Raw genomic sequence first — 23,953 nt, forward strand, 5'->3', positions numbered from 1 at the left:
CTATCTATTTAACCAATTCAAAATTTCTTGAAACAGGTAAATTGACTCAATTATCAAAAAAAGTCATAAAAACACTAAATATATCATTAATTGTCGTCGATACTTACGGTAAGAGAGATTATTTCTCTTAAATTGAAAAGGCAAACCTATCGAAAGGTAGGGACGCAAAGCTATAGGGCCTTCGAAAGAGTGGCAGCCTGGCTACCGAAAGGGAGATTATTTTGAAAGCTTACCGTACGTATCGATTGTTTGGTGCATTTCTGTCACTCGTCCTGTTTCTGACTGCACTTCCGCTTGCTGTTGGAATTTCGCCGTCTATTGTCATAGCTGCTTCAAATTCTGGAACGCCAGTTACCCCAGGTGCCTCACCTGAAGCCGTAAAGCTGCTTAACTATTTTTACTCGATCTCAGGAAAAGGCATTATTGCTGGTCAACATGACTATTTAGAAAGTCCAGATGAAATTAACAATATGCTGAAGGGAACCAGCGGACAATATGCGGCTCTTCACGGTTATGAAATGGGTGCGATCAGTGGTCAGTCCGAAGCAACGATGGCTTGGCAACGTCAAAATGTGGTGAACAGCGCCATCAACTGGAATAAAGCGGGCGGGATCGTAGCTATGACTTTTCATGCTAACCTGCCGGGCACCTCTTATGACTGGGATAATGTGAAAAAAACACTTAGCCAGAGTGAGTTCGATAGTTACGTTACACCGGGTACTAAGCAATATAATAATCTGATCGCTGAGCTTGATAAGGTGGCAGTCTCTTTAAAAAGCTTGCGTGATGCCAATGTTCCGGTGCTTTGGAGACCCTATCATGAAATGAACGGGAACTGGTTCTGGTGGGGGAAGAAAAATAACTTTTCTAAACTATGGAATATAATGTATGACCGTTTTGTTAACGTTCATAAATTAAATAATCTGTTATGGGTATGGAGTCCGAATGCTCCCAATGTTTGGTCAGATCCTTATGCGCTAACTTATCCAGGTGCTGATAAAGTAGATATTCTGGCAGCAGATATATACGAAAATGATTACCAGCAAAAATACTATGACAGCTTGTTGAGTCTAGCCGCAGGCAAACCGATTGCGATCGGGGAGAATGGTGAAATGCCTAATCTGGAGAAGCTTCAGCAATCGCAAAGTAAATGGACGTATATGATGAGCTGGGGAAAAATGCTTTACGAAAATAACAGTGCAGACACAATCAAAACATTTATGAATAGCAACTACACCCTGACCAGAGATAAATTAAATACTGGTCTGGCACCGACACCTAGCGCCGCACCAGCGCCGGCACCTTCCGAAGAAGAGGGGGAGGCAGCAATTCCTCTCGCGAAGGGGCTTGCAGGAGAGTATTACAACAACATGTTGTTGTCGGGAGCGGCAACTCTTAACAGAACTGATGCAATAATCGATTTCAATTGGCGGCAAGGATCGCCGGATGCCGCCCTCGGGATTGATCGTTTCTCCATACGTTGGAGCGGTAAAATTAAGCCATTATATGATGAGCAATATACATTTTACACTACCTCAGATGATGGCATCCGTGTCTGGGTGAATGGGGAATCCGTGATTGATAGTTGGACTAAGCAAAGTGGTACTGAGCGTAAGGGCACTATAACGCTGAAGGCTGGCCGGCTATACGATATCAAGGTGGAGTATTACGAGAATGAAGGCGATGCGAGAGTCCGCTTGATGTGGGAAAGTGCTAGTCAAGCTAAAGAGACAGTTCCAGCAAGTGCACTTTTTCTTCCGGATGTCTCCTGATTGATGAAAATTAAAGGTCGATCCTTAGTGGCTCTGCGTTATTGCAGAGCTACTAAGCTATAGTCCTCATTAGGTCAGAAGACGATTGTCCGATAACAGGTATGTTTATTTAGCACCTGTAGAGGCAGTACAGCTACCGAAAGGAGGATTTATTTGCGTAAATATTATAAGAAAAACAGATTGTTGTTTACTATGTTACCGGTGTTTATTATTTTTTCCTTGCTGCCTTGGGGAGAGGTTAAGAGTCTTCCGAAGGCTATGAGTGTTTCTTCCTCTTTACCTCCGGTTATACCCAGTAATCCATCGGCTTCTGAAGAGGCTAAGCAACTGCTGAGTAATTTGGTGAATCTACGTGGCAAAGGGATTTTGTCCGGCCAGCATGATTATCTAGAAAGCCCAGATGAACTGGTTCATAAGCTGAAGAATACTTCGGGACAAAATGCCGTTCTACATGGTTATGAATTAGGGGCGATTAATAATCAATCCGAAGGGACGATCGCAGAACAGCGGCAAGCAGTGATAGACAGTGCAATTGAATGGCATCACGAGGGTGGCATTGTAGCCATGACATTCCATCAGAGTTTGCCGGGAACATCTCCAGAATGGTCCAATGTAAACAGAAGTCTCAGTCAAGAGAAATTTAATGCTTATGTTACACCTGGGACAGCTCAGTATAAGAGGCTAATCTCAGATCTAGACGAGGTTGCTGGATATTTGGGACAATTGCGTGATGCCGGAGTTCCAGTCTTATGGCGACCTTACCATGAAATGAATGGCGGTTGGTTTTGGTGGGGGAAAAAGGACAATTTTTCAGAGCTTTGGAGTATTGTCTATGATCGTTTTGTAAACACACACAAGCTAAATAATCTACTGTGGGTATGGAATCCGAATGCGCCGAATGAATGGTCAGATCCTTATGCTGCATATTATCCCGGTGGGGATAAACTCGATGTTCTGGCTGCGGATATCTACAATAACGATTATAAGCAGTCCTACTATGAGGATCTGCTCGCATTGGCCGAGGGTAAACCTATCGGAATCGGTGAGAGCGGACAGCTGCCGAACCCGGATGTATTAACTGAGAAACAAAATAAATGGGTCTATATGATGACCTGGGGAAAATTACTGACAGAAAATAATACGCTACAGTCAATTAAAAGCTTTATGAAAGACTCGTTTATAGTATCGAGAGAGGACTATGTTCTCACAACAGGAGGTCCTTCGATAGCACCCGTAACTCCGGTAACCCTAACGGGTTTAACTGGAGAATACTATAACAATACTGATTTAGAGGGAGAAGCGGTACTTATCCGCGATGACCGTAAGATTGATTTTAATTGGCATGGTGCGTCACCTGCCTCAGGGATAAATGAAGATCACTTTTCTGTACGCTGGAAAGGGAAGCTCAAACCCAAATTCAGTGAAAAATATACAATTTCAGCATCCTCTGATGATGGAGTCCGTGTCTGGATTGACGGAAAGCTGATCATCGACAATTGGAAAAATCAAAGTGCAACCCTTCATAAAGGAAGTATCCCGCTCAGAGCTGGAACGCTTTATGATATCCAAATTGAATATTATGAGAATGAAGGAGATGCCAATCTTCGTTTGCTATGGGAGAGTTCCAGCCAGAAGCAGCAGGTAATTCCACAAGGGGCATTGTTCCTTCCTTAATCTAATGAAATGATAGGGTAAGACATTCCGGAAGAAAGAGAGGACCTATGGATGGGAATAACGAGGAGAATATCTAATAGAAAAAATAAGATATCTGCAAACAAACCATTACTGTTATTACTAAAATTCGCCGCATTAACCGTCTTGTTTCTGTTGTCTGTCTCTGTCTTCGGAACGAATAGGACAAACGATTATAAGGTAGGTGCCAATATACCGAGACTATCTGCAGGAACTGATGCTGCAGCAGAAATACCGGATGGTACTGTGATCTGGAATCTGGGACAACATGATGGCTCAGCAGCTGAATTCGCTGCGAGTGGCACTTCTGGCAGCAAGAAGGACTTTAATGTTACTTCTTCGGTGCTCAAATCATCGGCTCTGCAGAGCTTGCCTGCAGGCTTGAATGGAAAGACCCAGCCGGAATTAACGATCACATATCAGCTAAATAAGATCCCGGAGAATGGGGTCTTATTTAGCGTAGGTATTCTGGATGCGTTTAAATCCGTGCCGCAAATGAGTGTGTTCTCCAATCATCAATTGTCGGGGATCATTCAAATTGCAGGCGTTGCTGGCACAGAAAGTGAATATAGCTTTCAAAAGACCTATGAATTATATATTCCCAAGGAGCAATTGAAGATAGGAACGAACGAATTGAAGCTGCAAACGGTTCGCTGTTTATATTGCAGTGACAAAGAAGACGAATATTCCTGGTGGACTTGGGATAATCTCCGTTTAGAGTCTCTTAACGCTCCAATTTCTGAGCCTATCCATGGCAGCTACACATTGACCGGAACAGTAGTGAATAATAAGCAATTTTATTTCGATGAAGGTGCAGTTACGCACTTGCCTTATGTTATCAAATGGCTAGGTATGGCTTATAGCGGCAATGTGATGCGAACCAGCTGTGCCAGCGATGTTGGGCGGTCCTGCTCGGATATGATGGAATATTACAAGGTGTTGCAGGATTACAACATGCAGGCGGTTGCTCTGTATTTGCATACTGGTGATATTAAGCTTAAGGCAGACGGATCGTTGCCCGCTGATGCAGAGAAAAAGCTGACGGATTATTTTGAGCAATATAGCCCCTATTTTCAATATTATGAGGTAGATAATGAGCCAGGATTATTCAATCGTTCTAAGGCAGTTAACTTGGCGATTGCGGACTGGCTAAATAAAAAGGGCAAGCAAATCGCGCCCCATTTACAAACTGTTGCTCCGGGCTGGGCGTATTGGCCGAGTTACAGTGAGGATTCCTGCGGTAATCAGAAGGGAACTGGGAAGGAATGTGGAGATCCGGATGGCTGGGAACGTGATCCAGAGCAACGTATGGAGCTGGAGAAGGTTACGGATTTGACCAATGGACATTCCTACGGGGACTCTTATATTTTTAGTAATGGAGGAAGCTTTACTGAGAATTTGAAGACCTTCACTGGCGCAGACAATGGACTCGGCAAAAAAATGCTGACCACTGAATTTGGTACTTCGGACAGTCATGTGGATGCCTATCAATACGGGGCAACGGAGCGGACAGCGGCTGTATTCGACCGGATCATGCGTGCGCATATTGGTTATGCGGATATGTTTGTGCAGCATGCTGCTTTTTTTAAGGATTTCAGTTTATTCAAATACGGGTTTAATTTAGAAGAGCATGATCCGGCGACCACAGAGATTTATTATACAAAAGAAAATGAGGATTCACGTGTCAGCATCATGAGAAGGCTCAGTCTTGCCTATGCTACGCATGGAGCTCCATTAACTTATCAAGTTGCCAACAAAGATGTGTTAGCCGACAAGCTGGTATATGTTCGGGCCGTGGATACTTCTACATTGAAGCCTCTTGCGGGAAGCGGAGCGACCTCAAATAAGGTGCTGGTTAATTTCGTTAACTTTGAGTCTACTCCACAAACTGTGAGTGTAAATGTGACTATGCCGAAAAACGGGGTGTATGAAGGGGAACGTTTTGGAAACGGGGATACGTATGAAAAAGCAAGAAGTTATGTAACAGGTAAAAAGGCTACTCCCACGTTAACTTTTACGGAGACACTTGCTCCAGGAGAGGCTGTGCAGTATATTTTGCAGCCTTCCTCTGAAGTAAAGCCGTCTGCCCCTAAAGGATTCAAAGCCGCAGCAACAAAAGGTTTAGCTGTAAAATTAAATTGGTTGGAGGCACCGGGAGCAAGCTACGAGCTGCTTCGTGCTGAAGGTAGCGGGGGGGGAATGAAGGTGGTAGCCACCGATGTGAAGCTTACAGAATACACGGATCATAATTTACGTGAAGGGACGTTATATACCTACGCGGTAAGGGTATCAGGTTCAAATCTACTTTCCGACAAAATTCAGATTACAGCCACCGGCCTGGTTCCTCTGGATCGGACAAAGTGGAAGGTAACCTCAAATGTGAATACGGTGGCATCAGCTCCAAGTCTGGCCATCGATGGGGATCGGCGCACGCGCTGGGATACGGGGAAACATCAGGTTTCTGGAGAGTATTTTCAGATTGATCTGGGTGAAGCACATGAAATTGAAAGAATAGATTTGGACAGCACGTTATCACCATTTGATTATCCAAGAGACTATGTAGTTTATATTTCTGACGATGCTCAAAACTGGAACAAACTCACCTCTGGAAAAGGCACGAAAGAGCTTACGAAGATAACCTTTTCTAAGGTAAAGACACGGTATATCAAAATTGTACAGACCGGAGCGGGCGGGAATTATTGGTCTATTCAAGAGCTACAGGTGTACTCCAGAGAATAAGCAATTATTTGAATTTATATAACTGTTAATAGAGCATACTAAATAACCTCAGCGGGATCATTCTCCCGCTGAGGTTATTTTTGTGCTTTAAATAAAATGGAGACCAGACATATAAGGTAATGGAATTGCCTCAGATTCCCCTGAGGAATCTGAGGTGCGAAGCGGGCTCGCTGGATCAAACAGCAGCGAGATCAGCTCCTTGTCGTCCACGGACGACAAGTCGAGGCTACGCTTGCGGCATACTTCCGTCTGCCGCAAAAGCGATCCCCGGTCTGCTATGCAGACCGTCCCGCTGTTCGCGCCGGCGCTTAAGGAGGCGCCGGCATCCCGCAGAAGCGCGAGCAGGCTGCGCTCCTGCCACGGCACAGGCACTTGCAGCGTGCCAACGCCGTTGCACAGAGCCGCCTTGGCCAGCAACGCCGCTACCGCTTGCGGCTGGCCGGCCCAATCCACCGCCGTCGCTGGGCTCGGCGCCGGCACATCCGCCGCGGGCACAGCCATCGCGGCGAACCCCTCGATGCTGCCGTCCCGCACGGCTACGAGTGTGCGCTGGGACAAGCCCAGCACACCCGCGTAAGCCTCGGCACCCAGCAGCAGCGCCAGCTCACCCGGACTGTACATCTGTCCGGCTTCGCGTTCATTCAGCAGCCGGTTGACGGCGAAGAAGTCGCCCGGCTGCATTGGCCGCAGCGTCCATTCTTCCCCTGCTGCGGCAGCAAGTGCGTGAGCCGAGCTTGCGTTCAGCTCGGCAAATTGCGTACCGCCGAACGGTACGCATCCCGCTCGGGTATACAGCGAGCGGTCACCCGAGACAAAGATAAGCGATGCGCCGGCATTCGCAGCATGGGTCTGGCATAGCTGTAGAAGCTGACCGGCTAGTCCCTGGCCGCGATAAGCAGGGTCTGTGCAAACTGCACCGATGGAGAATACGTTCAGGAGTGCTTCTCCAGTGCGGATCGTGGAGGGCACTAATCCCATAAAAGCAGCGATGTTACCGTCCTCGGCAACGGCTGCATAAGAGTGAGTGTAACCAGGGCTGAAAATCAGCGGAAACAGCTCTTTCATAGAAGTGTCGCCGGCTTTGCGAAAGATGGAATGGGCTAGAAGAGCGGCTTGATCCAGCTCCGCAGGTTTAATTAATCTCAATTGCATTTACAGTCAGCCTCCTTATATGTAAATACGAGCAGGGTAGGAAGGAATTATTTTAAGTATAAGCCCCAGCGGATGAAATCTTCAATCCTGCTTATATTATTCAATGTCTCAAAAGGATGTGGATAAGGGTAATAACGTACATAAATAAGGAAGCTTATATTTTAAGCTAGAAGAGAAAGGGAAGTGAATAAACGGTGACCCAACTTGCAGATAATATCATATTATTGCTGGCAGCTCTCTTACTTGTAGGTGTGTTTTCCACCAAATTCTCCACTAAATTTGGAATGCCAGCGCTAGTGCTTTTCCTTGCTGCGGGGATGGTACTGAGTCAATTTATCTTTTTTAACAATGCTTCCTTAACACAAATGGCCGGGATTTTTGCGCTGGTTGTTATCCTGTTCGAAGGTGGGATGCAGACCAGTATTAAGGATATCAAGCCTATTATTCGGCCGGCATTATCCTTATCTACGGTAGGCGTATTGTTAACGACAGCTATCGTTGGGGTGTTCGCTAAGCTGATTCTTGAGGTGTCATGGGCGGAAAGTTTTCTGTTCGGAGCTATCGTGGGTTCGACTGATGCGGCTGCGGTCTTTTCGGTATTAGGCGGTAAGAATATTGACAAACGACTGACCTCGACACTCGAAGCGGAATCAGGCAGCAACGATCCTATGGCGGTGTTTTTGACAGTATCGCTGATCGAATGGATTCAGCATCCGGATATGGCGATATGGGGACTTGTGCTGTCCTTTATATGGGAGATGGCAGTTGGTTTGGTGATAGGGATTGTACTTGGCAAAATCGCAGTATATCTTATCAATCGAATTAACCTGGATTCCACGGGGCTTTACCCGGTATTGGCGATTGGATTTGCTGTCCTAACCTACGGGTTATCTGCACTCGTTCATAGCAGCGGCTTGCTGGCTGTCTATGTAATGGGTCTTACCCTTGGCAATTCTGAGCTAATGTATCATCGAACAATTATGAATTTTAGTCATGGCTTCGCTTGGATGATGCAAATATTTATGTTTATATTGCTGGGTCTACTGGTATTTCCACAGGAGCTGGCGGAGGTGGCTTGGCAAGGTATATTGCTGTCCGTCATTCTGATGGTTGTGGCAAGGCCCATTGGTGTGTTTATAAGCTTGCTCTTTTCCAAATTCTCTATTCGTGAAAAAACACTGATTTCCTGGGCAGGCCTGCGCGGAGCCGTTCCAATTGTACTGGCAACCTATCCGCTGCTAGCCAATCTTCCCCACGGACGACTGTTCTTCAATGTGGTGTTCTTCGTCGTGCTGACCTCAGCAGTGATTCAAGGAACAAGCATTTCACCGCTGGCTTCCCGGTTGAAGCTGGTGGGGCAAGAGGATTCAGCACAGCCATCACTGATGGAGCTGGTCGCCCTTGGCAAGACAGATTCCGAGTTCAACCACATAGGAATTGAACCTTACATGCCCATTGCCGGGCAGAAAATCTCCGATATTGGACTGCCAGATGATATCTTATTTACTGCTATTATCCGGAATAAAAGCATTGTCACCCCCCATGGCAGTACCGTCATTGAGCCAGGGGATACTGTATATGTCTTAAGTCCAAAGAGCAAACGCGATGAGATGAGGGCTTTTTTCCGGAGTCAGAAAGGGAAGACGGCGGAGGAAAATATATCTTTGATTTAAGTTTAGAAAGAGGCTGTTATCCAGAGTGTGACAGAGATAATAGGCGGTATAACAAAAGTTATGCTAGAATCGGCAACATGTAAATCTTCAAAGTGGTTGCAAAAAGCAAAAAGATGTGTTAAATTGTATATAGATTTAGAACGAGTCTAAATACAATATAATAAATTAACCATAGGAGGTTTTATTAATGAGTACACAACTAAAGAGCCAAACTGAACTGCACGCTGCTTTGAACCGCCAGACCGCGAACTGGTTCCTGCTTGGGGTAAAGCTTCATCATTATCACTGGTATGTTAGCGGATCCCAATTCTTCACGCTGCATGAGAAGTTTGAAGAACTCTACAATGAAGCTGCTGGTTATGCAGATGATTTGGCTGAGCGCCTGCTTGCTATTGGTGGACAACCTGCCTCCTCTATGAAACAATATTTGGAGCTTTCCGATTTACAGGAAGCTCGTGGTGGCGAAGATGCCAAGGGTATGGTAATGGAGCTGGTTAGAGACTTTACGACTGTCTCTAAAGAACTGCAAGCTGCGATTGCTACTGCAGAAGAACTGGCTGATCAACCTACTGCGGATCTGCTGATTGGTATTAGAAGCAGCATTGAGAAACATGCATGGATGTTGAATGCTTTTATCGCCTAAGACAACAGTCTTATAAAGGATAGAACCACAAAGAGCGCCTGCGTATAGGATACGCATGGCGCTCTTTGTTTTGTTGTTTTACTGCTGAACACAACTATTTAATAAACACACCCCCGAAGGGGACTACCTCGCGTAGAAATCGTTTAACAATTCCATCATCGTTATTATCTCTTTCGAATCGGCGGTTCTGACGTCCTGCCTGAAACAGCACAGGCCCGTGACCTGTCATCTTCCAGTGATAGCTCATATGCTGGCTAGCCAAATGGTTGCCGTAAACGGTGAGCTCCAGCTTGGCATTCTCAGGGTAGGCAATAATGCTGCCTGCATCGACATAAAGGGGGTTGGTCGGATGCAGTACAGCTTCACAGACCGTACCCTCCGTCAGTATGCCAATCATGCCATTGCCCGAAAATTTCACCTTTACAATATCCCGTGTAACGAGCACATTTTTCATGCTTAGCACCCGGGTCTCCAGCGAAATACCTATACTGTAGAAGAAGAGATGCTTAAAGTCGTATAGCAGATCGCTTTTACCATCGAGCTGCAGGATTTTTATGCGATAGCCTGGCGGAAGGGCGGCAACGAAATGGCAAGGACCTGCCATATCGGAACGAATCAACTTTCGCTTGCGGTATATGCCCTTTACATCCATAAATCTGTCCGCTCGTCCTGAGGAAGGACCTTGATAAGCGATAATTTGTTGTGGATGGAGTACATGAACCTCTTCCTTCTCCTGAAGGGAGAAGGCTACGGCTTGTCCGCTTCCACTGTCGCTTTCATCTTGGATATCGATGTTCATAGTTCATCTCCCTCATGCTGTGACTGTGATCTTCAATGAATACGTAAGACTAACGCAGACGATCGCCTTTTCGAGAACGGTAAAGCATGCTGAAACGAATAAAACGGATCAGTATAAAATAACCTAGGATTAGTCCAATCCCTGTAAAAATAGTCACTTTGATTTTATGATAATATTCTTCGCGTGCCGTCCGGTCATTTTTTAATTCATCAACCATCTGCGTCAGTTGGCGATTCTGCTCTTGTAGGCTTTCGTTCTGTATCCGGTAAGCTTCCATCTCCTGCGTGGTATTCGCGAGCTTATCCTTTGCCTGCTGAAGCTCTTCAGCAGTTTGCTGAAAACCTTCCTTTAATTCATTCACTTCGTTTGGCAGCTCGGAGAAATTTTTAACTCCATTATAGATATCACTGAATATATTAGCTTTTGCTACAGGAGCTGGCAGGCATACAGTAAGCATCAGCAAGAACAGGAGCGAATATAACAGCTGTAGATATGCTCGGGATTTATGTTGCTTCATCTATATAATCACCACCCAATTTAGGCTTGTAGTTCTTTTATTTTAACACAGCTTGACAGCTTCTGACAGCGTACGCCATGGGACTGGCAATGCTTATAATGAAAGTAATTTTTACCTCCTTAAGGTTTTCGTTTACTCATTATTAAACACGATCAGTCCGTGATTATCTCGATTGAGAAGAGGTACTATTTATCGTATACTTTGGACGAAAGGGGCTGCTGTCGATTGAACAAATGGCTTAAAACAATATTGCTTCTGATCGGATCTGCTTTTTTGACTAGATTGATCCCATTTTCATCTTTGTTTCGGAATTTAGACACGATGATTCATGAATTTGGTCATGCTCTGATGACCTTACTACTGTCGGGTAGTGTGCTGAGGATTGAATTATACGCAGATCATAGCGGTGTAACCTATTCAGCCATTCAAGAAGGGGGCAAGGCAATATTAGTTTCCCTCTCGGGTTATTTGCTAGCCTCCTTATTTGCACTTCTGCTCTTCTATTTATATAGTAAGGGACGCCATGATTGGGGCCTTATCTTAGCTACGGGTGTGGCGTTGATTATGCTCCTGCTATACGTACGAGGAAGCTTTGGCATGATGTGGTTGGGCGGATTTATTGCGTTAAATATTCTAATGCTGGTGGTTTGGAAGAAGGCCAGCAAATATTATTATTTGTTATTGGCCTTTTTAACCTTGGAGGAGTCTGTAATGGGAAGTTTATTTCTGGTATACGCGGCTGCTGTATCACCGTCCCGTGCAGGAGATGCCAGCAATCTGGCAAGAATGACTCCCGTACCGGCTATATTTTGGGCCACACTGTTTTTTATATTTTCTCTGTTGTGTGCCAAATGGGCACTGGGACTATTTTTCAAGCGAGAGCGAGTGCAGACTAAATTAGGGAGTCGATGAGAAAAAAAACATAAAATTTTCGTCATAAAAAGACAAAAGGGGTTGTTTTTACAAGAGTCAGTCTACTAAGCATGTAGAATGACTCTTTTTTTGTCGATAATATAGAACCGAACATACATTCCATGACATGGAGTTGTCCGCCATTATTGGTACATTAATAGAAGACCCAAAAAAAGAAAGAGGTGGAAATAATGATAGAAAGTATTCATCCCGTATTCACATGGAGTCAAAATCGTATTTTTGCAGGCGGCAATCGTAATGTTATCTTGCTTGTCGAATGGAAAGGGAATATGCCTTCAGAGCACAGCCGACCCAGCAGTTATAAAGTGGTTGCACGTGAAATCGAACTGCGGGTTTGGCTTGAACCCCATGTAACTTTTAAGCGCTCGTATGGGTGTGAGTTTGAAGTCGGTGAAGGCAGTTCGCTACTTCTTAAGCTTGGCAAAATAAAAACGGGGCAACGAAAGTTTATTGCACTAGAATTCAATATCTCTACTACTATTGCAGGTAGATATGAAGCTCTTTCCTTACAGTGGAAATATAAAAAGCCAACCGTAGAGCGTGTTCAAGAGCTTCCAGTAAAGGTTCTTGAGCTAGAATACACTCATCATACTCAGGTTCTGAATGAAACCTGCTGCTTTCATGTAGAGAAACATCTGGAATTGTTAAAAACAGCTGAAACGATTGAGGAGGCAACCACTTTGCAAAATGAAGGACAACATAGTCAAGCTCATGAAATGCTCTGCCGTCACGCAGATAAATTACTATTACTAGCCGTACGTTCTGGAGATCCTTTACTACTTAAAGAGGCCGAAATGTTGTATAAACAGATTGGATTCGAGTATCAGAAGCGGGGTAAAACTGCTACTGGAAATTGATATAGGACATACAACTAGAAGATGCATATTGACGAAAAAAGACCTATACATAAATTTGTTTTGTCAGCGGGTTCGGCGGAAAATAATCAGAAGAATTGTAATATAAAATGTGGTAACATAGTAAAAAAGTTCTATCACACTATTACTTTTTTTCATAAAATAATGGGTCTATTTAACCATAAATCAAGGGGAACTGAATATGACAGACCGATTAATCCGACTGATGCGCATTATTACACTTGTTCAAGCCAAGCCAGGGATATTAGCCCGTGAATTGGCGGAACGCTGCGGCAACAGCGAGAGAACGATATACCGGGATATGGACGCGCTTAGCGCCATGCATATTCCTATAACCCACCTTGGACATGGAAAAGGCTATGCTTTTATTGGCAATTTTGCACTTTATCCTTTGGATTGGTCGGAAGAAGAGGCGGCTGCGTTTTCGCAATTACGCTATATTATGGAAGATATTAAACCCGTTCTGCCTATCGATTTTGAAGGCGCTTATGAAAAAGTAGTCGCAGCTGAATACAAGCGAAAGGCAGAGCGGGAAGAAACGATAGAACGTGCAAGAAGAGAAGCAGGTACAAGCTGGTTGGAAAGAAGCGGTGCACAGATGGAGCATCAATCTTTTTTGACACCTATTTTGGAGTCTTTATTAAAGCAGAGGAGTATTCAAGCGAATTATTGCGAGAATGCGGTGGAGGAGAAGGAAATAACCATCGATCCTTATTGTTTAGTCCCACTGGAAAATCGTTTTCATCTCATTGGATTTTGCCATCATCAGGGTGTTATTCGTACATATCATATCAACGATTTTTCAAACGTAAAGCCATTAAACCGCTGCTTCTCAAAGGAATCATTTGATTTGCAAGCTTTTATGAAGCAAAAATGGTCACTTGACCGCGATAGTTTGCAGGTAGAGTTTAAAGTGAAATTTTCGGAGCGAATCATGGAAGGGCTAAAGAAAGAGGATTTGCCCTATAAGCCGAATAAAGTAGACCGTCAAGCTCGGTGTTGTTATTTTAAAGTCGCATTGGAACAAGATATTGCATTTGTCCGCTGGATTAAGCGATTTGAAGAGGATGCGGAAATCATAGAGCCGTTTTATTATCGTGAAGTGCTCAGGCAGCAGTTGGAGAAATGGATATCGCAATATAAATAAGATGGATTCTCACCTTCAAATGAAATATTCGTTTACATATATTGTTACAAATCAAAAATTATAGAATATTTCTCTTGTTTGGTGAGTCTTTTTATAATACCACATACATTTAATAACATAATTGCAATTTAGAGGTTTATTTTTATCCTCGAATTTGACCTTTGTTCAATTTTATACAGAAGAGGGCTATTCTCTAGATCCATTTGATTCTTAAAAATGAATATATTAATCCGGGTGAGCTTCTTGGGGGAGTGGATATCCATTATGTTGAATGTACTTGGCTTTAACCTGGTGGGTGACGGTCAACATGATGTGCTTGGCCCACAGATGAAGAATTAATATCATTCGTGAAATAGGTGTCTTTGCAGCCCTATTTAGGGGAGTCAGAGGCATCTTTTTTGTGTGCAAAAAACCAAAATCATCATTATATATTGTCTAATTATAACAATATATAACTAAACATATCTAAACATATCTAAACATATCTGTAGTTATAGAAAAACGAAAAAGTGTATGCTAGAATAGCATCTAAATATATACATACGAAATTGGGAGGAATGGAAATGTTTAAGAAATGGACACTCTCCGTGATGGGGATATTGGCAATCGTTCTGGTTGTGAATTTATCTGCAGGTCCAGGGAGAGAGGTGCAAGCAGCCACCAAGAAGACTGAAATTATTGTTTCCGCTGCGGCTAGTTTGCAGGATAGCCTGGATAAGATTGCCCTCCTTTATGAAAAGAAACATCCCGATATTGATTTGGTTTTTAATTATGCAGCATCCGGTACTCTGCAAAAGCAGATTGAGCAAGGGGCTCCGGCGGACCTGTTCTTCTCTGCAGGTGATAAACAGATGAATGCACTGGTGGAAGGTGGACTTATCTCCGATCATAAGGTTCTGCTTAAGAATCAATTGGTTGTAGTCGTACCCTCAGATTCAAAGGTTAAATTAACAACGATTACTCAGCTTACGGATAAAGCTTTTAAGAAGGTGGCAGTGGGACAGCCTGAATCTGTACCAGCGGGTCAGTATGCTCAGCAATCATTGACAGCGAAAAAGGTCTGGGATCCGCTGCAAAGCAAACTCGTATTTGCCAAGGATGTGCGTCAGGTTCTCTCTTATGTAGAAACAGGAAATGCCGATGCCGGTTTTGTCTATAAGACAGATGCGCTTACTTCAAAGAAAACTAAAATCGCTTTGACGGTCGGTCCACATGTACACAAAGCTATTAATTATCCGGCAGGCATCGTGAAGAGCTCGAAGAATCAAAAGGCAGCTAAGGAGTTGTATAGTTACCTTCAAAGCAAGGAAGCTAATGATATCTTTGTAAGTTATGGCTTCCTGCTTCCTTAAATAGAAATTACGAGTAGAAGCGGGTGGAATAAGGTTGGAAATAAATTGGACTGATTTCTTCGCCCCGGTATGGCTTTCCGTAAAAATATCTGTGATTACAAGCATTATTGTATTCATTTTGGCAACAGCTGCTGCGAAGGCTATGGCGGGCCGGAAGTTTCCCGGTCACAGCTTGGTAGAGACTATAATGCTGCTTCCGCTCGTATTGCCGCCGACGGTCGTAGGATTTGTGCTTTTAGTTATTTTAGGCCGACGAAGCTGGATCGGCAGATGGTATGAACAGATGACGGAGCAGACGATCCTGTTCACATGGGGGGCAGCTGTTATCGCCGCTGTAGTCGTAGCTTTTCCACTCGTATATCGCACAGTGAAGGCGGGTTTCGAAGGGATAGAAGCAGATCTTGAAGATGCGGCGCGGGCACAAGGGGCAAGTGAACTGCAGGTACTGCGTTATGTCACGCTGCCGCTTGCGGGCCGGTCGCTGGCAGCCGGTTATGTTCTTGGTTTTGCCCGCGGTCTTGGGGAGTTTGGCGCTACCATCATGGTAGCTGGCAATATTCCGGGCCGCACGCAAACCTTACCCACAGCGATCTATGTTGCGGTAGATGGAGGCAATATGACCCTCGCATGGATGTGGGTATGTTCAATTATTGTTATTTCAGCCGCTATGCTGATGTTTGTGAATCGGCGTTCTTAAAAAAACACCAGACAGCGATTCTCCGGTTATTGGAGAGTTGCTGCCTGGTGTTTTTGGTTTGAAGCGGGTGGTTTGAGCAGATGCTGGGCAAGTGAACCCGGCAACTTTGATGTCAGCTTCTAGCGCCGTCGGATTTTGATGGAGTCTGTGAGTTAACTGCATTCTATACAGTTATTCCGTCTGCATAAGGAATCGTTCTAACTTTAATTGTATTCTATACAACTAAAACTAGAAAAGTCGCCTATGGGGTAGTAAATCAAGAGAAATAGGTGTACCAAATACAGTTATATCTAATTTGCGAGTTATTCGAAGTAATATAGTTGTACGAAATACAGTTAAACGCTTCTGCATAATGCTCCCGTCTTCTGCTGTGACCCATTAAGTCTCATAAATTATCGTCCCTGTTTCCGTGAGATCATATCCGTGAATGGACCCAAGCTCACTCTGGAAGGCTGGTGAACGCAAAATATCAATCACGGCAGCAATCCATTGCTCATGATCCGGTTTTTTAATCATCACCAGATCGTAGCACTCCTGAATCATAGGAACGAAATCAACACCGTCGACAATCTTAGCGGCTTTCTCGGTGCCGATGGCTACATCTGCTTCTCCCCGGGCCACTTTACCGGCAACTGCCAAATGGCTGTTCTCCTCGTTCTCATAGCCTGATAGGCTGGCTGCTGGAATGCCATGCAATCGAAGCTGTTCATCCAATAATACGCGTGCACCTGAACCTCGTTCTCTATTGATCAGCGTGAGTCCGTTCTGCTCTAAGTGAGACCATTCATGAATACCCCTGGGATTCCCTTTTTGTACATAAAATCCTGCACTTCGGGTAAGTAGGCGAACTACAACATAAGAGCATCCTACGAGTATTTTTCGGATATAGGGTAGGTTGTATTCTCCAGTATCCCCGTCGAGCAGATGTGTGCTGACAATGTCCGACTCCCCTTTATACATGGCTATCAGGCTATCAAGACTTCCGGCATAAGAACGAAGAGGGCGTTCAGGCAGAGCCCGTTCCAAATAGGTAGCTAGAATATCCAGTGACATATCCTGACCTGTAATCACCAAGCTGTGTCCTACAGTTTTAAGGTGGGGAGATTGTGCTGGCATTTGAGCTGGATTTGTACCGGAAAAGGCCAAGGGTATTGCTGGTGGAGTCTGGGCCATTATAGTAGTAGGATTAGCGGTGGACGCCCCACTCCGTGTATTTTGTTTGTAGGTTTCCAAATCGGATTGATCCACGCGCATTTGTTTTCCTACACGGTAGGAGGGGAGCTCCCCTTTTTTAATTAGATCATATACTTTTAATTTTGATATTTTTAATAAGCGGGCAATTTCCTCTGTCGTATAGGATGTATTATCGGACATGACAAAAGCCTCCAGAACTTCATATTAGGACAAGACTACCCTATTTTGAAGTCCTGTGCAATTAGCCTATTGTTGTTTACCCGCCTGCTGTGTACTGGATAATTTGATCAACTCAGAGACAGTGACAAATCGAAAGCCTTTCTTTTCTAATTCCGGCAAAATAATTTTAAGAGCTTCTCTAGTTTGTGACTGCCCGTGCACATGATCATGAAATAGAACGATGTCCCCATTACGTGCATTTCGAATGACCTTGTTCGAAATACTGTACACGCCTGGGCGATTCCAGTCACGAGTATCTTGATGCCAGGACCATAATATTGGCTTCAAGCCCATATTGTTAGACAGATCAACTAAGGTCTCGTCATACATGCCGCCTGGTGGTCTGAACAGTGAACTATGTTTACCGGAGACTTTTATAATCTCTTCTTCGGTCAATCTTAGCTCCTGCTCAAATTGTGCTTCATTAATAGGTTTTTTAAAATAAACGTGATTGTAGGTATGGTTAGCTAATTCATGCCCCTCAGCAATAACTCGTTTCGCTACCTCTGGATAGGCTGCAATTCTTTTTCCTATCGCAAAAAAGGTGCATTTCGCATGATATTGATTCAATACCTTTAAGATTTGATCGGTTTCAGAAGGGTCAGGACCGTCGTCGAACGTCAATGCAATCACTTTTTGGTTAGTATGTACTTCCCAAATCATGTCTCCTCTTTTTTCGTAGTAGTCGCGGTTTTTGCTTGGACTACCTAGAGCAGAGTTCGTGAAGCATAAAAAGAATGCAAGGGTGATCAACATAATTTTGCTGCAAGTTTTCATCATTTCACCTGTTTTTTTATTTTAGAGTGCTCTTTTTGGGGGTCGGTATATTCATAGTTTCAGTTTTGTATAGGCAACCAGTCTTTTTTCGTGCTCATTCTTCTTTCTACTATATCTTCATGTACAGGTTATGAGATTCATTTTGGCTTCTGACGATTACATAGTTATCCACGTGACCGTCTATAATTAAATTAGCCTTTGTATTTTGATGTGAAAATTGTTATGAAAATGCCTTATAATGAAGTACTATATACAGACATTTGGTTAGGGTGGTGGGAACATGACACTTATTGAAAAAAGAGAACACCGGCAGTATCCGGAGATTACCCGCCTAGAAACGTCGAGAGCTGCTTATGAGCGTGATTATTCACGCCTGATTCATTCGCCTACTTTTCGGAGGCTGCAAGGTAAATCACAAGTATTCGGGGCTGGGACGGGTGATTATTACCGCACGCGTCTGACTCATTCACTTGAAGTTGCACAGATTGCTCGTGAGGCGGCGAAAAGTCTGCTGCGATCGTATCCAGAAGTGGAAACCACCAAGGCGGAGAATCCGGGTCTTGTTATAGATCCAGAGGTAGTGGAATGCGCAGCTATCGCTCATGATTTTGGCCATCCTCCCTTTGGACATAAAGGGGAAGAAGTGCTGGATAATATTTTGGAACAGCTTATTGAAAAGAAAACTAACGAAGCTGCGCTGCAATCAGTTGCAACGGGTGTGGATCGCCTGCTGATCCATGAGCAGATGAAGCAACGTTATGAGCATTTCGAAGGCAATGCCCACAATTATAGGCTGATTATGTTTCTGGAGAAGCGTGAGAATATTGATGGGCTAAATCTGTCAGATGCTGTGCTGCTAGGCATAAATAAGTATCCTTTTCCCGGCACCTCGCTGAAGAAGGGGATGTACCTTCACGAATGGGGATATATTTCGGAGATCCGCAAAGAGTGGGGAATACCGGCAGGTAAGAAAACGTTAGAGGCTCAGCTTATGGACCTTTGTGACGATATCGCTTATTCTGCACATGATCTGGAGGATGGGATTAAAGCCGGAAAGATTGAAGTGCATGAACACTTTATGCATGATTCTTATATCCAGCGGTTAATCGTAGAGAAAATCACCACGCTCGAGGATTTCTTCTGGAAGGGCTGGGAAGAGGAAGGCATTCGCGCGAAGGTCGAGGAAGTGCTCAGTTCATTTCTTCGGGTTTGGAAGGAAAAAATGCCAACCTGCGAAAATGACTATTCCCGCACTCGACGTGAAGTTAAGGCTTATTGGGTAAGTACCTTTGTCGCCAGCTTGGGAGTGATCCAAGATGGAGACTGGAAGAAGGTCACCTTTATAAAGGAAGGAAAAGAAGACGAAGATATGCTGCGGACCGTAAGTGTGCTGAAAAGCTTCGCGTGGGTTACTATGATCCGTGATTTGCGTGTGCAGCGGCTGCAGAAACGTAGTGAGTGGATTTTGCGCCGTCTATGGGGAGCATTTTTGGATCCACAGACCTCTAAAGCCATTATTCCATCGGATTGGCTGCAGCGATTTGAGAAAGATCAGAAGCAGGCAAAACCGATTTGGACTTGGGAGCATATGGTGATTGATTATATCGCAGGGATGACTGATGCTTTTGCAGAGAAAATATATAATGAGCTGTACGGACTGAAAGTCGGCTCGATTTATGATTTGGATTAGAGGCTCTTAGACAAGTAGTCCCTGCTGTTCATTTAGGATGATCTAAATGAACAGCAGGGGCTATTTTTATAAGGATTATTGATTTAAATACCACTCATATGCAGTTCTTTCAAGATTAACCACAAATTCTTCTTTCCCGTCTATATAAGCTGCAATGTCCTCTGGGAATTGTTTGGCAAGAGTATCCTTCAAATCTCCGTACTGTTTAACCGTCTCCGGATGTGATCGAAGGTAGTCTCTTACAGCCAGATGACGGTCGATATCTATCTTATTATCCATTTGGAAGACATGAACATGATGGGTTCTGCTATTTCCGCCTTTTCTGAAATATCTTCTGCCACTGATACCGAACTCACCCATACATTCATAACCAAGTGCTGTCATTTGCTGGTTGAACTCATCTACAGCTTCGATATTTCGTACTACAGGCATTATATCTATGATTGGTTTAGCTTTTAGTCCGGAAACAGAAGTGCTGCCAATATGGTGAATATCAACGAGGGCATCAGCAAAGATGTCTTTAATCTTCTGAGCTTCTTCAATGAACATTAGACTCCATTGCTCGTTAAATTCTGTGACCGTGACCTTCATTTCACTAACCCTCTCTTTATGGATAACTTTGGATTTTCTTATTATAGAACAGATGTTCTTGTTTTGTAAAGCATATTATTAATATTGCCGGTCGTAATCAACAAGATTTAGAGAAGGTGTGCCTGATGATAAGTAAGACTTCACATTTTCGGTAAAAATATTAACGATCCGGTCAGCGTATTGATCTGTAATTCCAGCGGAGTGTGGAGTGATGATTACTTGCTCCATAGACCAAAGCGGATGATCCTGCGGAAGGGGTTCGGTCTCAAAAACATCCAACCCAGCGCCACGGAGTTGTCCGCGATTCAATGCATCGATCAGAGCCTCAGTATCGGTAGTTGCGCCACGGCCAATGTTAATGTAATAGGAGCCTTCTTTAAACGCGGAGAAGCTGGTGGCATTAAATAAATGCTTGGTCTCATCGGTAATAGGAAGGGTATTGATGATGAAATCGCCTTGGCTTACAGCTTCGGATAAACGATCTGTTGTATAGATTTGATCAAAGTCTGCGACTGGCTTACCGGAACGGCTGACACCGATAGTCTTCATCCGGAAGGCTTTAGCAATTCTGGCGGTTTCACTGCCGATCGCTCCAGTTCCAGCTATAACGGCTGTTTTGCCGGACAGCTCGCTTTCACTGCCATCAGATTTCCAAATATGGTTCTGCTGATTGCGTACAGCCGTATGCAAATTACGTGTGAAGAGAAGCATGAACCCGAAGATTACCGCAGAAATAGGCTCGGCATGAACTCCGCTCCCACTGGTGAGCAGGACTCCTTGTTCCTTAAGACGATCGAGAGGAAGCTTCTCAATACCAGCAGACCAGGACTGAACCCAGCGAAGGGAGGACTCGGGGCGAAGGAGTGTATCCGAAATACCTTTAGCCCAGCCGATTACGATTTCTGCGTCTGCAAGCAGCTGCAAATCTGGATTTTTGGCGTCTCCTTGTGTGAATGTATAGCCTGGGGCAGCCGCTTTGATCCTTTCCTGCTGCTGAGATGTAAGTGGTTGTAGACATACTATAGACTTAGTCATGATGTGTTCCTCCTACTTTGTGGTTTAATGGATATGGATCATGTTATAGGTTAAGAATACCAAATCTATTGGAGAAGGTGAAATTGACCATGAATACTAAAGTATCAGAGAACGAATCAGAACGGCTTTTTCTAGCTGTGAAATTACCTTCTGAGCTGCAAGAAATAGTGGCGCAGGCATGTTCAAAGCTAGCTGGAAATTTTGAATTTGCTAAATGGACAAATCCGCAAGATTATCATATTACCCTGCAATTTTTAGGAGATACCCCCAAGACCGTAATTCCAGATTTAGTAAAATCATTAAGGCAGATCGCGGGTCAAGGCAGCCCCTTCAATCTCTCTTTGGACAAATGGGACACATTTGGTCTTCCAGCTTCCCCAAGAGTCCTGTGGATAGGGGCTTCTGGCGAAATAGAGGCATTAAATCAATTAGCTGCGAGAGTGCATTCTGCGACGTTTCCATTAGGTTTTTCAGGCGAATCCAGGGCCTATAAACCGCATCTTACCGTGGCTCGAAAGTACCGGGGAAAAAATTCATATGATGATAAATTGCTGGAAAACTTACTGAAATTGGATGGTGATTGGAACCTAAAAAACTATCAGAGAGACTGGACGATTGATAGTTTTGTGTTGTATGCTACCAGAATGTATGCCATTCCTATGTATGAAATTATTGAAAAGTTTACAGTTTAAAATCGATAATAAAGTTTTCAAAGCTTCCGTTTTCGGTTACATACAATAGGAATGTGCCGTGAAATAGGAGGAATATCATGTTAATTTTTAAACAAAACCGCTATATTGCGTTGCTCGTTGGCGTTATACTAGTGTGTTTCTCTGCCATAAGCTTATTGCAACCCGAACAAGTTGCGGAAGGGAAGATGGACAGGGTGCAGATGGATAAGTTGCAATCCACCAGCCGTGCATCCGTACTTTCTCTTTTGCAAGATGAATCGAAGTCTAGTATAACGAGTAGCATTACGAGGGGCATTACTGAAGTTACACAAGCCAATAAGCTTAATAACACATTCAGTCTTTTAAGTTCCGCTTGGAAACCGGCGAAGGGTGTGGAATGGCTTAGTGTAAAAAAAATAAAACAAAAAAACACAAAAAACACATCGAACGTTTCCATTATTCGGGTGAAGGCTGATGTAGTACAATCCAAGCCAGCTGCGCAAAAAGCGTCGCAATTGGCGGAAACAGCAACAAAGAGTAGTCAGGCGACAGCGAAGATAGCCTCGGCTTCTCAGAAACATCCCCTCACAACATTGTACTTCTCTCGGACAGAGCTATTAAGCCAGGAGCAGCAAAGTAAAGCAACCCGGCGCTACGCTGTATCCGAAGAAGAACTGCTTCTGCTACAAAAAATTGTAATGGCAGAGGCGGAAGGTGAACCGTACAAGGGCAAGGTGGCAGTTGCCAACGTTGTTCTGAATAGGCTGCGGTCAGCCAATTTCCCCGACACGATATATAAAGTTATTTATCAGAAGAGCCAGTTCAGCCCTGTAGCTAACGGGCGTCTTAACCGTGTGAAGCCTAACGATGATAGTATTAAAGCGGTGAATGCTGCACTCTCCGGAGTAAAGGAAGTTCCCGATAATACTTATTTTTTCTTGTCGCTAAAACTTGCACAGGATCTGACCGTACATCATTCACAGACTTATGTTAAAACTATTGGCAATCATACTTTTTATAAATAATTTGGTGGATCTGTGAACCTCAGCGCTATATAGGGTAAACTAAACTATATGAATCTGGAGGTGGAAGATAACCATGAAAATCACTTATTATGGACATTCAGCTCTGCTGGTAGAGACGGGGAACGTGAAGGTTATTATTGACCCTTTTTTGTCAGGTAATCCGAACTCCGGTATTTCACCTGCCGATATTTCCGTTGATGCCGTTCTGCTTACTCACGGCCACTCTGATCATTTAGGAGATGCTGTCGAAATTGCCAAGCAGAATGATTGTCCGATCTTTGCGGTGTTTGAGCTTGCCGAATATTGCCGGATGAAGGGTGCACAGGTTAAGCACATGAATATAGGTGGTAGTCATACCTATGCAGGGATGACTGTGAAATTTACGCAGGCGTTTCATTCCTCATCCATTCAGGAGGGCGATTCTTGGATTTATGCTGGACAACCCGCGGGGATTTTGTTGACGATTGAGGGCAAGACGATTTTCCATGCGGGGGATACCGCACTATTCAGCGATCTGCGCCTCATTGGAGAAAGGAATGCGATTGCCCTGGCAGCTCTTCCTATAGGCGATATGCTAACCATGGGACCGGATGACGCCTTGCTGGCCGCACGCTGGCTACGGGCGGATAAAGTGATCCCGCTACATTACAATACATTTCCGGATATTGCTCAGGATGGTGCTGATTTCTGCGATCGCCTGCATCAAGAGGGTGTAGAAGGTTTTCCGCTTAAAGCTGGTGAGAGCGTAGAAATTTAACCA

22 protein-coding genes and 1 riboswitch are annotated in these 23,953 nt (G+C 44.2%); of the genes, 15 read left to right on the forward strand and 7 right to left on the reverse strand.

What is annotated here, in order from left to right:
- The first annotated feature begins 129 nt into the window (after positions 1–129).
- A riboswitch (cyclic di-GMP riboswitch) is annotated at positions 130–209 on the forward strand.
- Between the two features lie 12 nt (positions 210–221).
- The 3 genes from NSQ50_RS04670 (at position 222) to NSQ50_RS04680 (ending at position 6,203) form a co-directional block, all read left to right on the forward strand.
- Positions 222–1,772, forward strand: a complete 1,551-nt coding sequence (locus NSQ50_RS04670; protein ID WP_081386945.1) for a glycosyl hydrolase — start codon at positions 222–224, stop codon at positions 1,770–1,772.
- A 153-nt stretch (positions 1,773–1,925) separates the two neighbouring features.
- Positions 1,926–3,446, forward strand: a complete 1,521-nt coding sequence (locus NSQ50_RS04675; RefSeq protein ID WP_256717069.1) for a glycosyl hydrolase — start codon at positions 1,926–1,928, stop codon at positions 3,444–3,446.
- A gap of 51 nt (positions 3,447–3,497) precedes the next feature.
- Complete coding sequence (locus NSQ50_RS04680) at positions 3,498–6,203, forward strand: discoidin domain-containing protein (RefSeq protein WP_081386946.1); 2,706 nt, start codon at positions 3,498–3,500, stop codon at positions 6,201–6,203.
- 87 nt (positions 6,204–6,290) lie between these two features.
- On the opposite strand, the gene NSQ50_RS04685 is transcribed toward NSQ50_RS04680, so the two are convergent.
- Positions 6,291–7,355 carry a GNAT family N-acetyltransferase gene (locus tag NSQ50_RS04685; protein ID WP_076224379.1) on the reverse strand — a complete coding sequence of 355 codons (1,065 nt, stop codon included), beginning with the start codon at positions 7,353–7,355 and terminating at the stop codon, positions 6,291–6,293.
- A 194-nt stretch (positions 7,356–7,549) separates the two neighbouring features.
- Between NSQ50_RS04685 and NSQ50_RS04690 the strand changes: the two genes are divergently transcribed.
- Positions 7,550–9,028, forward strand: a complete 1,479-nt coding sequence (locus NSQ50_RS04690) for a potassium/proton antiporter (RefSeq protein WP_036676580.1) — start codon at positions 7,550–7,552, stop codon at positions 9,026–9,028.
- Positions 9,029–9,215: 187 nt separating this feature from the next.
- A complete protein-coding gene (locus tag NSQ50_RS04695) occupies positions 9,216–9,671 on the forward strand; it encodes a Dps family protein (protein ID WP_036676579.1) in 456 nt (151 codons plus the stop codon).
- A gap of 94 nt (positions 9,672–9,765) precedes the next feature.
- On the opposite strand, the gene NSQ50_RS04700 is transcribed toward NSQ50_RS04695, so the two are convergent.
- Together NSQ50_RS04700 and NSQ50_RS04705 are read right to left on the reverse strand one after the other, a co-directional pair.
- Positions 9,766–10,470, reverse strand: a complete 705-nt coding sequence (locus tag NSQ50_RS04700) for an AIM24 family protein (protein WP_036676578.1) — start codon at positions 10,468–10,470, stop codon at positions 9,766–9,768.
- 49 nt (positions 10,471–10,519) lie between these two features.
- Positions 10,520–10,987, reverse strand: a complete 468-nt coding sequence (locus tag NSQ50_RS04705) for a hypothetical protein (protein WP_036676577.1) — start codon at positions 10,985–10,987, stop codon at positions 10,520–10,522.
- A 225-nt stretch (positions 10,988–11,212) separates the two neighbouring features.
- Between NSQ50_RS04705 and NSQ50_RS04710 the strand changes: the two genes are divergently transcribed.
- The 6 genes from NSQ50_RS04710 (at position 11,213) to modB (ending at position 15,991) form a co-directional block, all read left to right on the forward strand.
- On the forward strand, positions 11,213–11,899 hold the full coding sequence (locus NSQ50_RS04710; RefSeq protein WP_036676576.1) for a M50 family metallopeptidase: 687 nt from the start codon (positions 11,213–11,215) through the stop codon (positions 11,897–11,899).
- 191 nt (positions 11,900–12,090) lie between these two features.
- Positions 12,091–12,777, forward strand: a complete 687-nt coding sequence (locus tag NSQ50_RS04715) for a hypothetical protein (protein ID WP_038568908.1) — start codon at positions 12,091–12,093, stop codon at positions 12,775–12,777.
- 199 nt (positions 12,778–12,976) lie between these two features.
- The gene (locus tag NSQ50_RS04720; RefSeq protein WP_036676573.1) at positions 12,977–13,942 is read left to right on the forward strand and encodes a helix-turn-helix transcriptional regulator; all 966 of its coding nucleotides are present in this window, start codon (positions 12,977–12,979) and stop codon (positions 13,940–13,942) included.
- A gap of 216 nt (positions 13,943–14,158) precedes the next feature.
- Complete coding sequence (locus tag NSQ50_RS04725; RefSeq protein ID WP_340939361.1) at positions 14,159–14,281, forward strand: hypothetical protein; 123 nt, start codon at positions 14,159–14,161, stop codon at positions 14,279–14,281.
- 218 nt (positions 14,282–14,499) lie between these two features.
- Entirely contained in the window at positions 14,500–15,294 is a 795-nt protein-coding gene (modA, locus tag NSQ50_RS04730) for a molybdate ABC transporter substrate-binding protein (protein WP_169744738.1), read from the forward strand.
- Between the two features lie 40 nt (positions 15,295–15,334).
- On the forward strand, positions 15,335–15,991 hold the full coding sequence (modB, locus tag NSQ50_RS04735; RefSeq protein WP_172628881.1) for a molybdate ABC transporter permease subunit: 657 nt from the start codon (positions 15,335–15,337) through the stop codon (positions 15,989–15,991).
- A 378-nt stretch (positions 15,992–16,369) separates the two neighbouring features.
- Here modB and NSQ50_RS04740 read toward each other — a convergent pair whose 3' ends face one another.
- Positions 16,370–17,365, reverse strand: coding sequence for a substrate-binding domain-containing protein (locus NSQ50_RS04740; RefSeq protein WP_076224381.1), 996 nt, complete (start codon positions 17,363–17,365; stop codon positions 16,370–16,372).
- A gap of 66 nt (positions 17,366–17,431) precedes the next feature.
- Positions 17,432–18,067, reverse strand: a complete 636-nt coding sequence (locus NSQ50_RS04745) for a polysaccharide deacetylase family protein (protein ID WP_305953520.1) — start codon at positions 18,065–18,067, stop codon at positions 17,432–17,434.
- A gap of 394 nt (positions 18,068–18,461) precedes the next feature.
- Here NSQ50_RS04745 and NSQ50_RS04750 point away from each other — a divergent pair, with 394 nt between their 5' ends.
- On the forward strand, positions 18,462–19,871 hold the full coding sequence (locus NSQ50_RS04750) for a deoxyguanosinetriphosphate triphosphohydrolase family protein (protein ID WP_036676565.1): 1,410 nt from the start codon (positions 18,462–18,464) through the stop codon (positions 19,869–19,871).
- Between the two features lie 75 nt (positions 19,872–19,946).
- Here the strand turns inward: NSQ50_RS04750 and NSQ50_RS04755 are convergent, their stop codons facing one another.
- Together NSQ50_RS04755 and NSQ50_RS04760 are read right to left on the reverse strand one after the other, a co-directional pair.
- A complete protein-coding gene (locus NSQ50_RS04755) occupies positions 19,947–20,462 on the reverse strand; it encodes a GrpB family protein (protein WP_036676563.1) in 516 nt (171 codons plus the stop codon).
- Between the two features lie 78 nt (positions 20,463–20,540).
- The gene (locus NSQ50_RS04760; RefSeq protein ID WP_036676562.1) at positions 20,541–21,497 is read right to left on the reverse strand and encodes a D-2-hydroxyacid dehydrogenase; all 957 of its coding nucleotides are present in this window, start codon (positions 21,495–21,497) and stop codon (positions 20,541–20,543) included.
- A gap of 89 nt (positions 21,498–21,586) precedes the next feature.
- Here NSQ50_RS04760 and thpR point away from each other — a divergent pair, with 89 nt between their 5' ends.
- From thpR to NSQ50_RS04775, 3 genes are all read left to right on the forward strand, one after another.
- Positions 21,587–22,189 (forward strand): RNA 2',3'-cyclic phosphodiesterase, encoded by a 603-nt coding sequence (gene thpR, locus NSQ50_RS04765; protein ID WP_076224383.1) that lies wholly within the window; start codon positions 21,587–21,589, stop codon positions 22,187–22,189.
- 77 nt (positions 22,190–22,266) lie between these two features.
- On the forward strand, positions 22,267–23,193 hold the full coding sequence (locus NSQ50_RS04770) for a cell wall hydrolase (protein ID WP_076141781.1): 927 nt from the start codon (positions 22,267–22,269) through the stop codon (positions 23,191–23,193).
- Positions 23,194–23,266: 73 nt separating this feature from the next.
- Positions 23,267–23,950: a metal-dependent hydrolase gene (locus NSQ50_RS04775; RefSeq protein WP_036676555.1), complete on the forward strand. Its 684-nt coding sequence runs from the start codon at positions 23,267–23,269 to the stop codon at positions 23,948–23,950.
- Positions 23,951–23,953 lie beyond the last annotated feature (3 nt).

The sequence above is a fragment of the Paenibacillus sp. FSL R10-2788 genome, from assembly GCF_038003885.1.
Classification (GTDB): Bacteria; Bacillota; Bacilli; order Paenibacillales; family Paenibacillaceae; genus Paenibacillus_AQ; species Paenibacillus_AQ odorifer.

Excerpts from the sequence above, each read along its gene's own strand:
- NSQ50_RS04720 (WP_036676573.1), top strand. The coding sequence starts at position 12,977 with ATGACAGACCGATTAATCCGACTGATGCGCATTATTACACTTGTTCAA.
- NSQ50_RS04745 (WP_305953520.1), bottom strand. The coding sequence starts at position 18,067 with ATGATTTGGGAAGTACATACTAACCAAAAAGTGATTGCATTGACGTTC.
- modA (WP_169744738.1), top strand. The coding sequence starts at position 14,500 with ATGGAAATGTTTAAGAAATGGACACTCTCCGTGATGGGGATATTGGCA.
- NSQ50_RS04695 (WP_036676579.1), top strand. The coding sequence starts at position 9,216 with ATGAGTACACAACTAAAGAGCCAAACTGAACTGCACGCTGCTTTGAAC.
- NSQ50_RS04705 (WP_036676577.1), bottom strand. The coding sequence starts at position 10,987 with ATGAAGCAACATAAATCCCGAGCATATCTACAGCTGTTATATTCGCTC.
- NSQ50_RS04760 (WP_036676562.1), bottom strand. The coding sequence starts at position 21,497 with ATGACTAAGTCTATAGTATGTCTACAACCACTTACATCTCAGCAGCAG.
- NSQ50_RS04770 (WP_076141781.1), top strand. The coding sequence starts at position 22,267 with ATGTTAATTTTTAAACAAAACCGCTATATTGCGTTGCTCGTTGGCGTT.
- NSQ50_RS04755 (WP_036676563.1), bottom strand. The coding sequence starts at position 20,462 with ATGAAGGTCACGGTCACAGAATTTAACGAGCAATGGAGTCTAATGTTC.
- NSQ50_RS04685 (WP_076224379.1), bottom strand. The coding sequence starts at position 7,355 with ATGCAATTGAGATTAATTAAACCTGCGGAGCTGGATCAAGCCGCTCTT.
- NSQ50_RS04775 (WP_036676555.1), top strand. The coding sequence starts at position 23,267 with ATGAAAATCACTTATTATGGACATTCAGCTCTGCTGGTAGAGACGGGG.
- NSQ50_RS04740 (WP_076224381.1), bottom strand. The coding sequence starts at position 17,365 with ATGTCCGATAATACATCCTATACGACAGAGGAAATTGCCCGCTTATTA.
- NSQ50_RS04700 (WP_036676578.1), bottom strand. The coding sequence starts at position 10,470 with ATGAACATCGATATCCAAGATGAAAGCGACAGTGGAAGCGGACAAGCC.
- NSQ50_RS04750 (WP_036676565.1), top strand. The coding sequence starts at position 18,462 with ATGACACTTATTGAAAAAAGAGAACACCGGCAGTATCCGGAGATTACC.
- NSQ50_RS04725 (WP_340939361.1), top strand. The coding sequence starts at position 14,159 with ATGAATATATTAATCCGGGTGAGCTTCTTGGGGGAGTGGATATCCATT.
- NSQ50_RS04680 (WP_081386946.1), top strand. The coding sequence starts at position 3,498 with ATGGGAATAACGAGGAGAATATCTAATAGAAAAAATAAGATATCTGCA.
- thpR (WP_076224383.1), top strand. The coding sequence starts at position 21,587 with ATGAATACTAAAGTATCAGAGAACGAATCAGAACGGCTTTTTCTAGCT.
- NSQ50_RS04715 (WP_038568908.1), top strand. The coding sequence starts at position 12,091 with ATGATAGAAAGTATTCATCCCGTATTCACATGGAGTCAAAATCGTATT.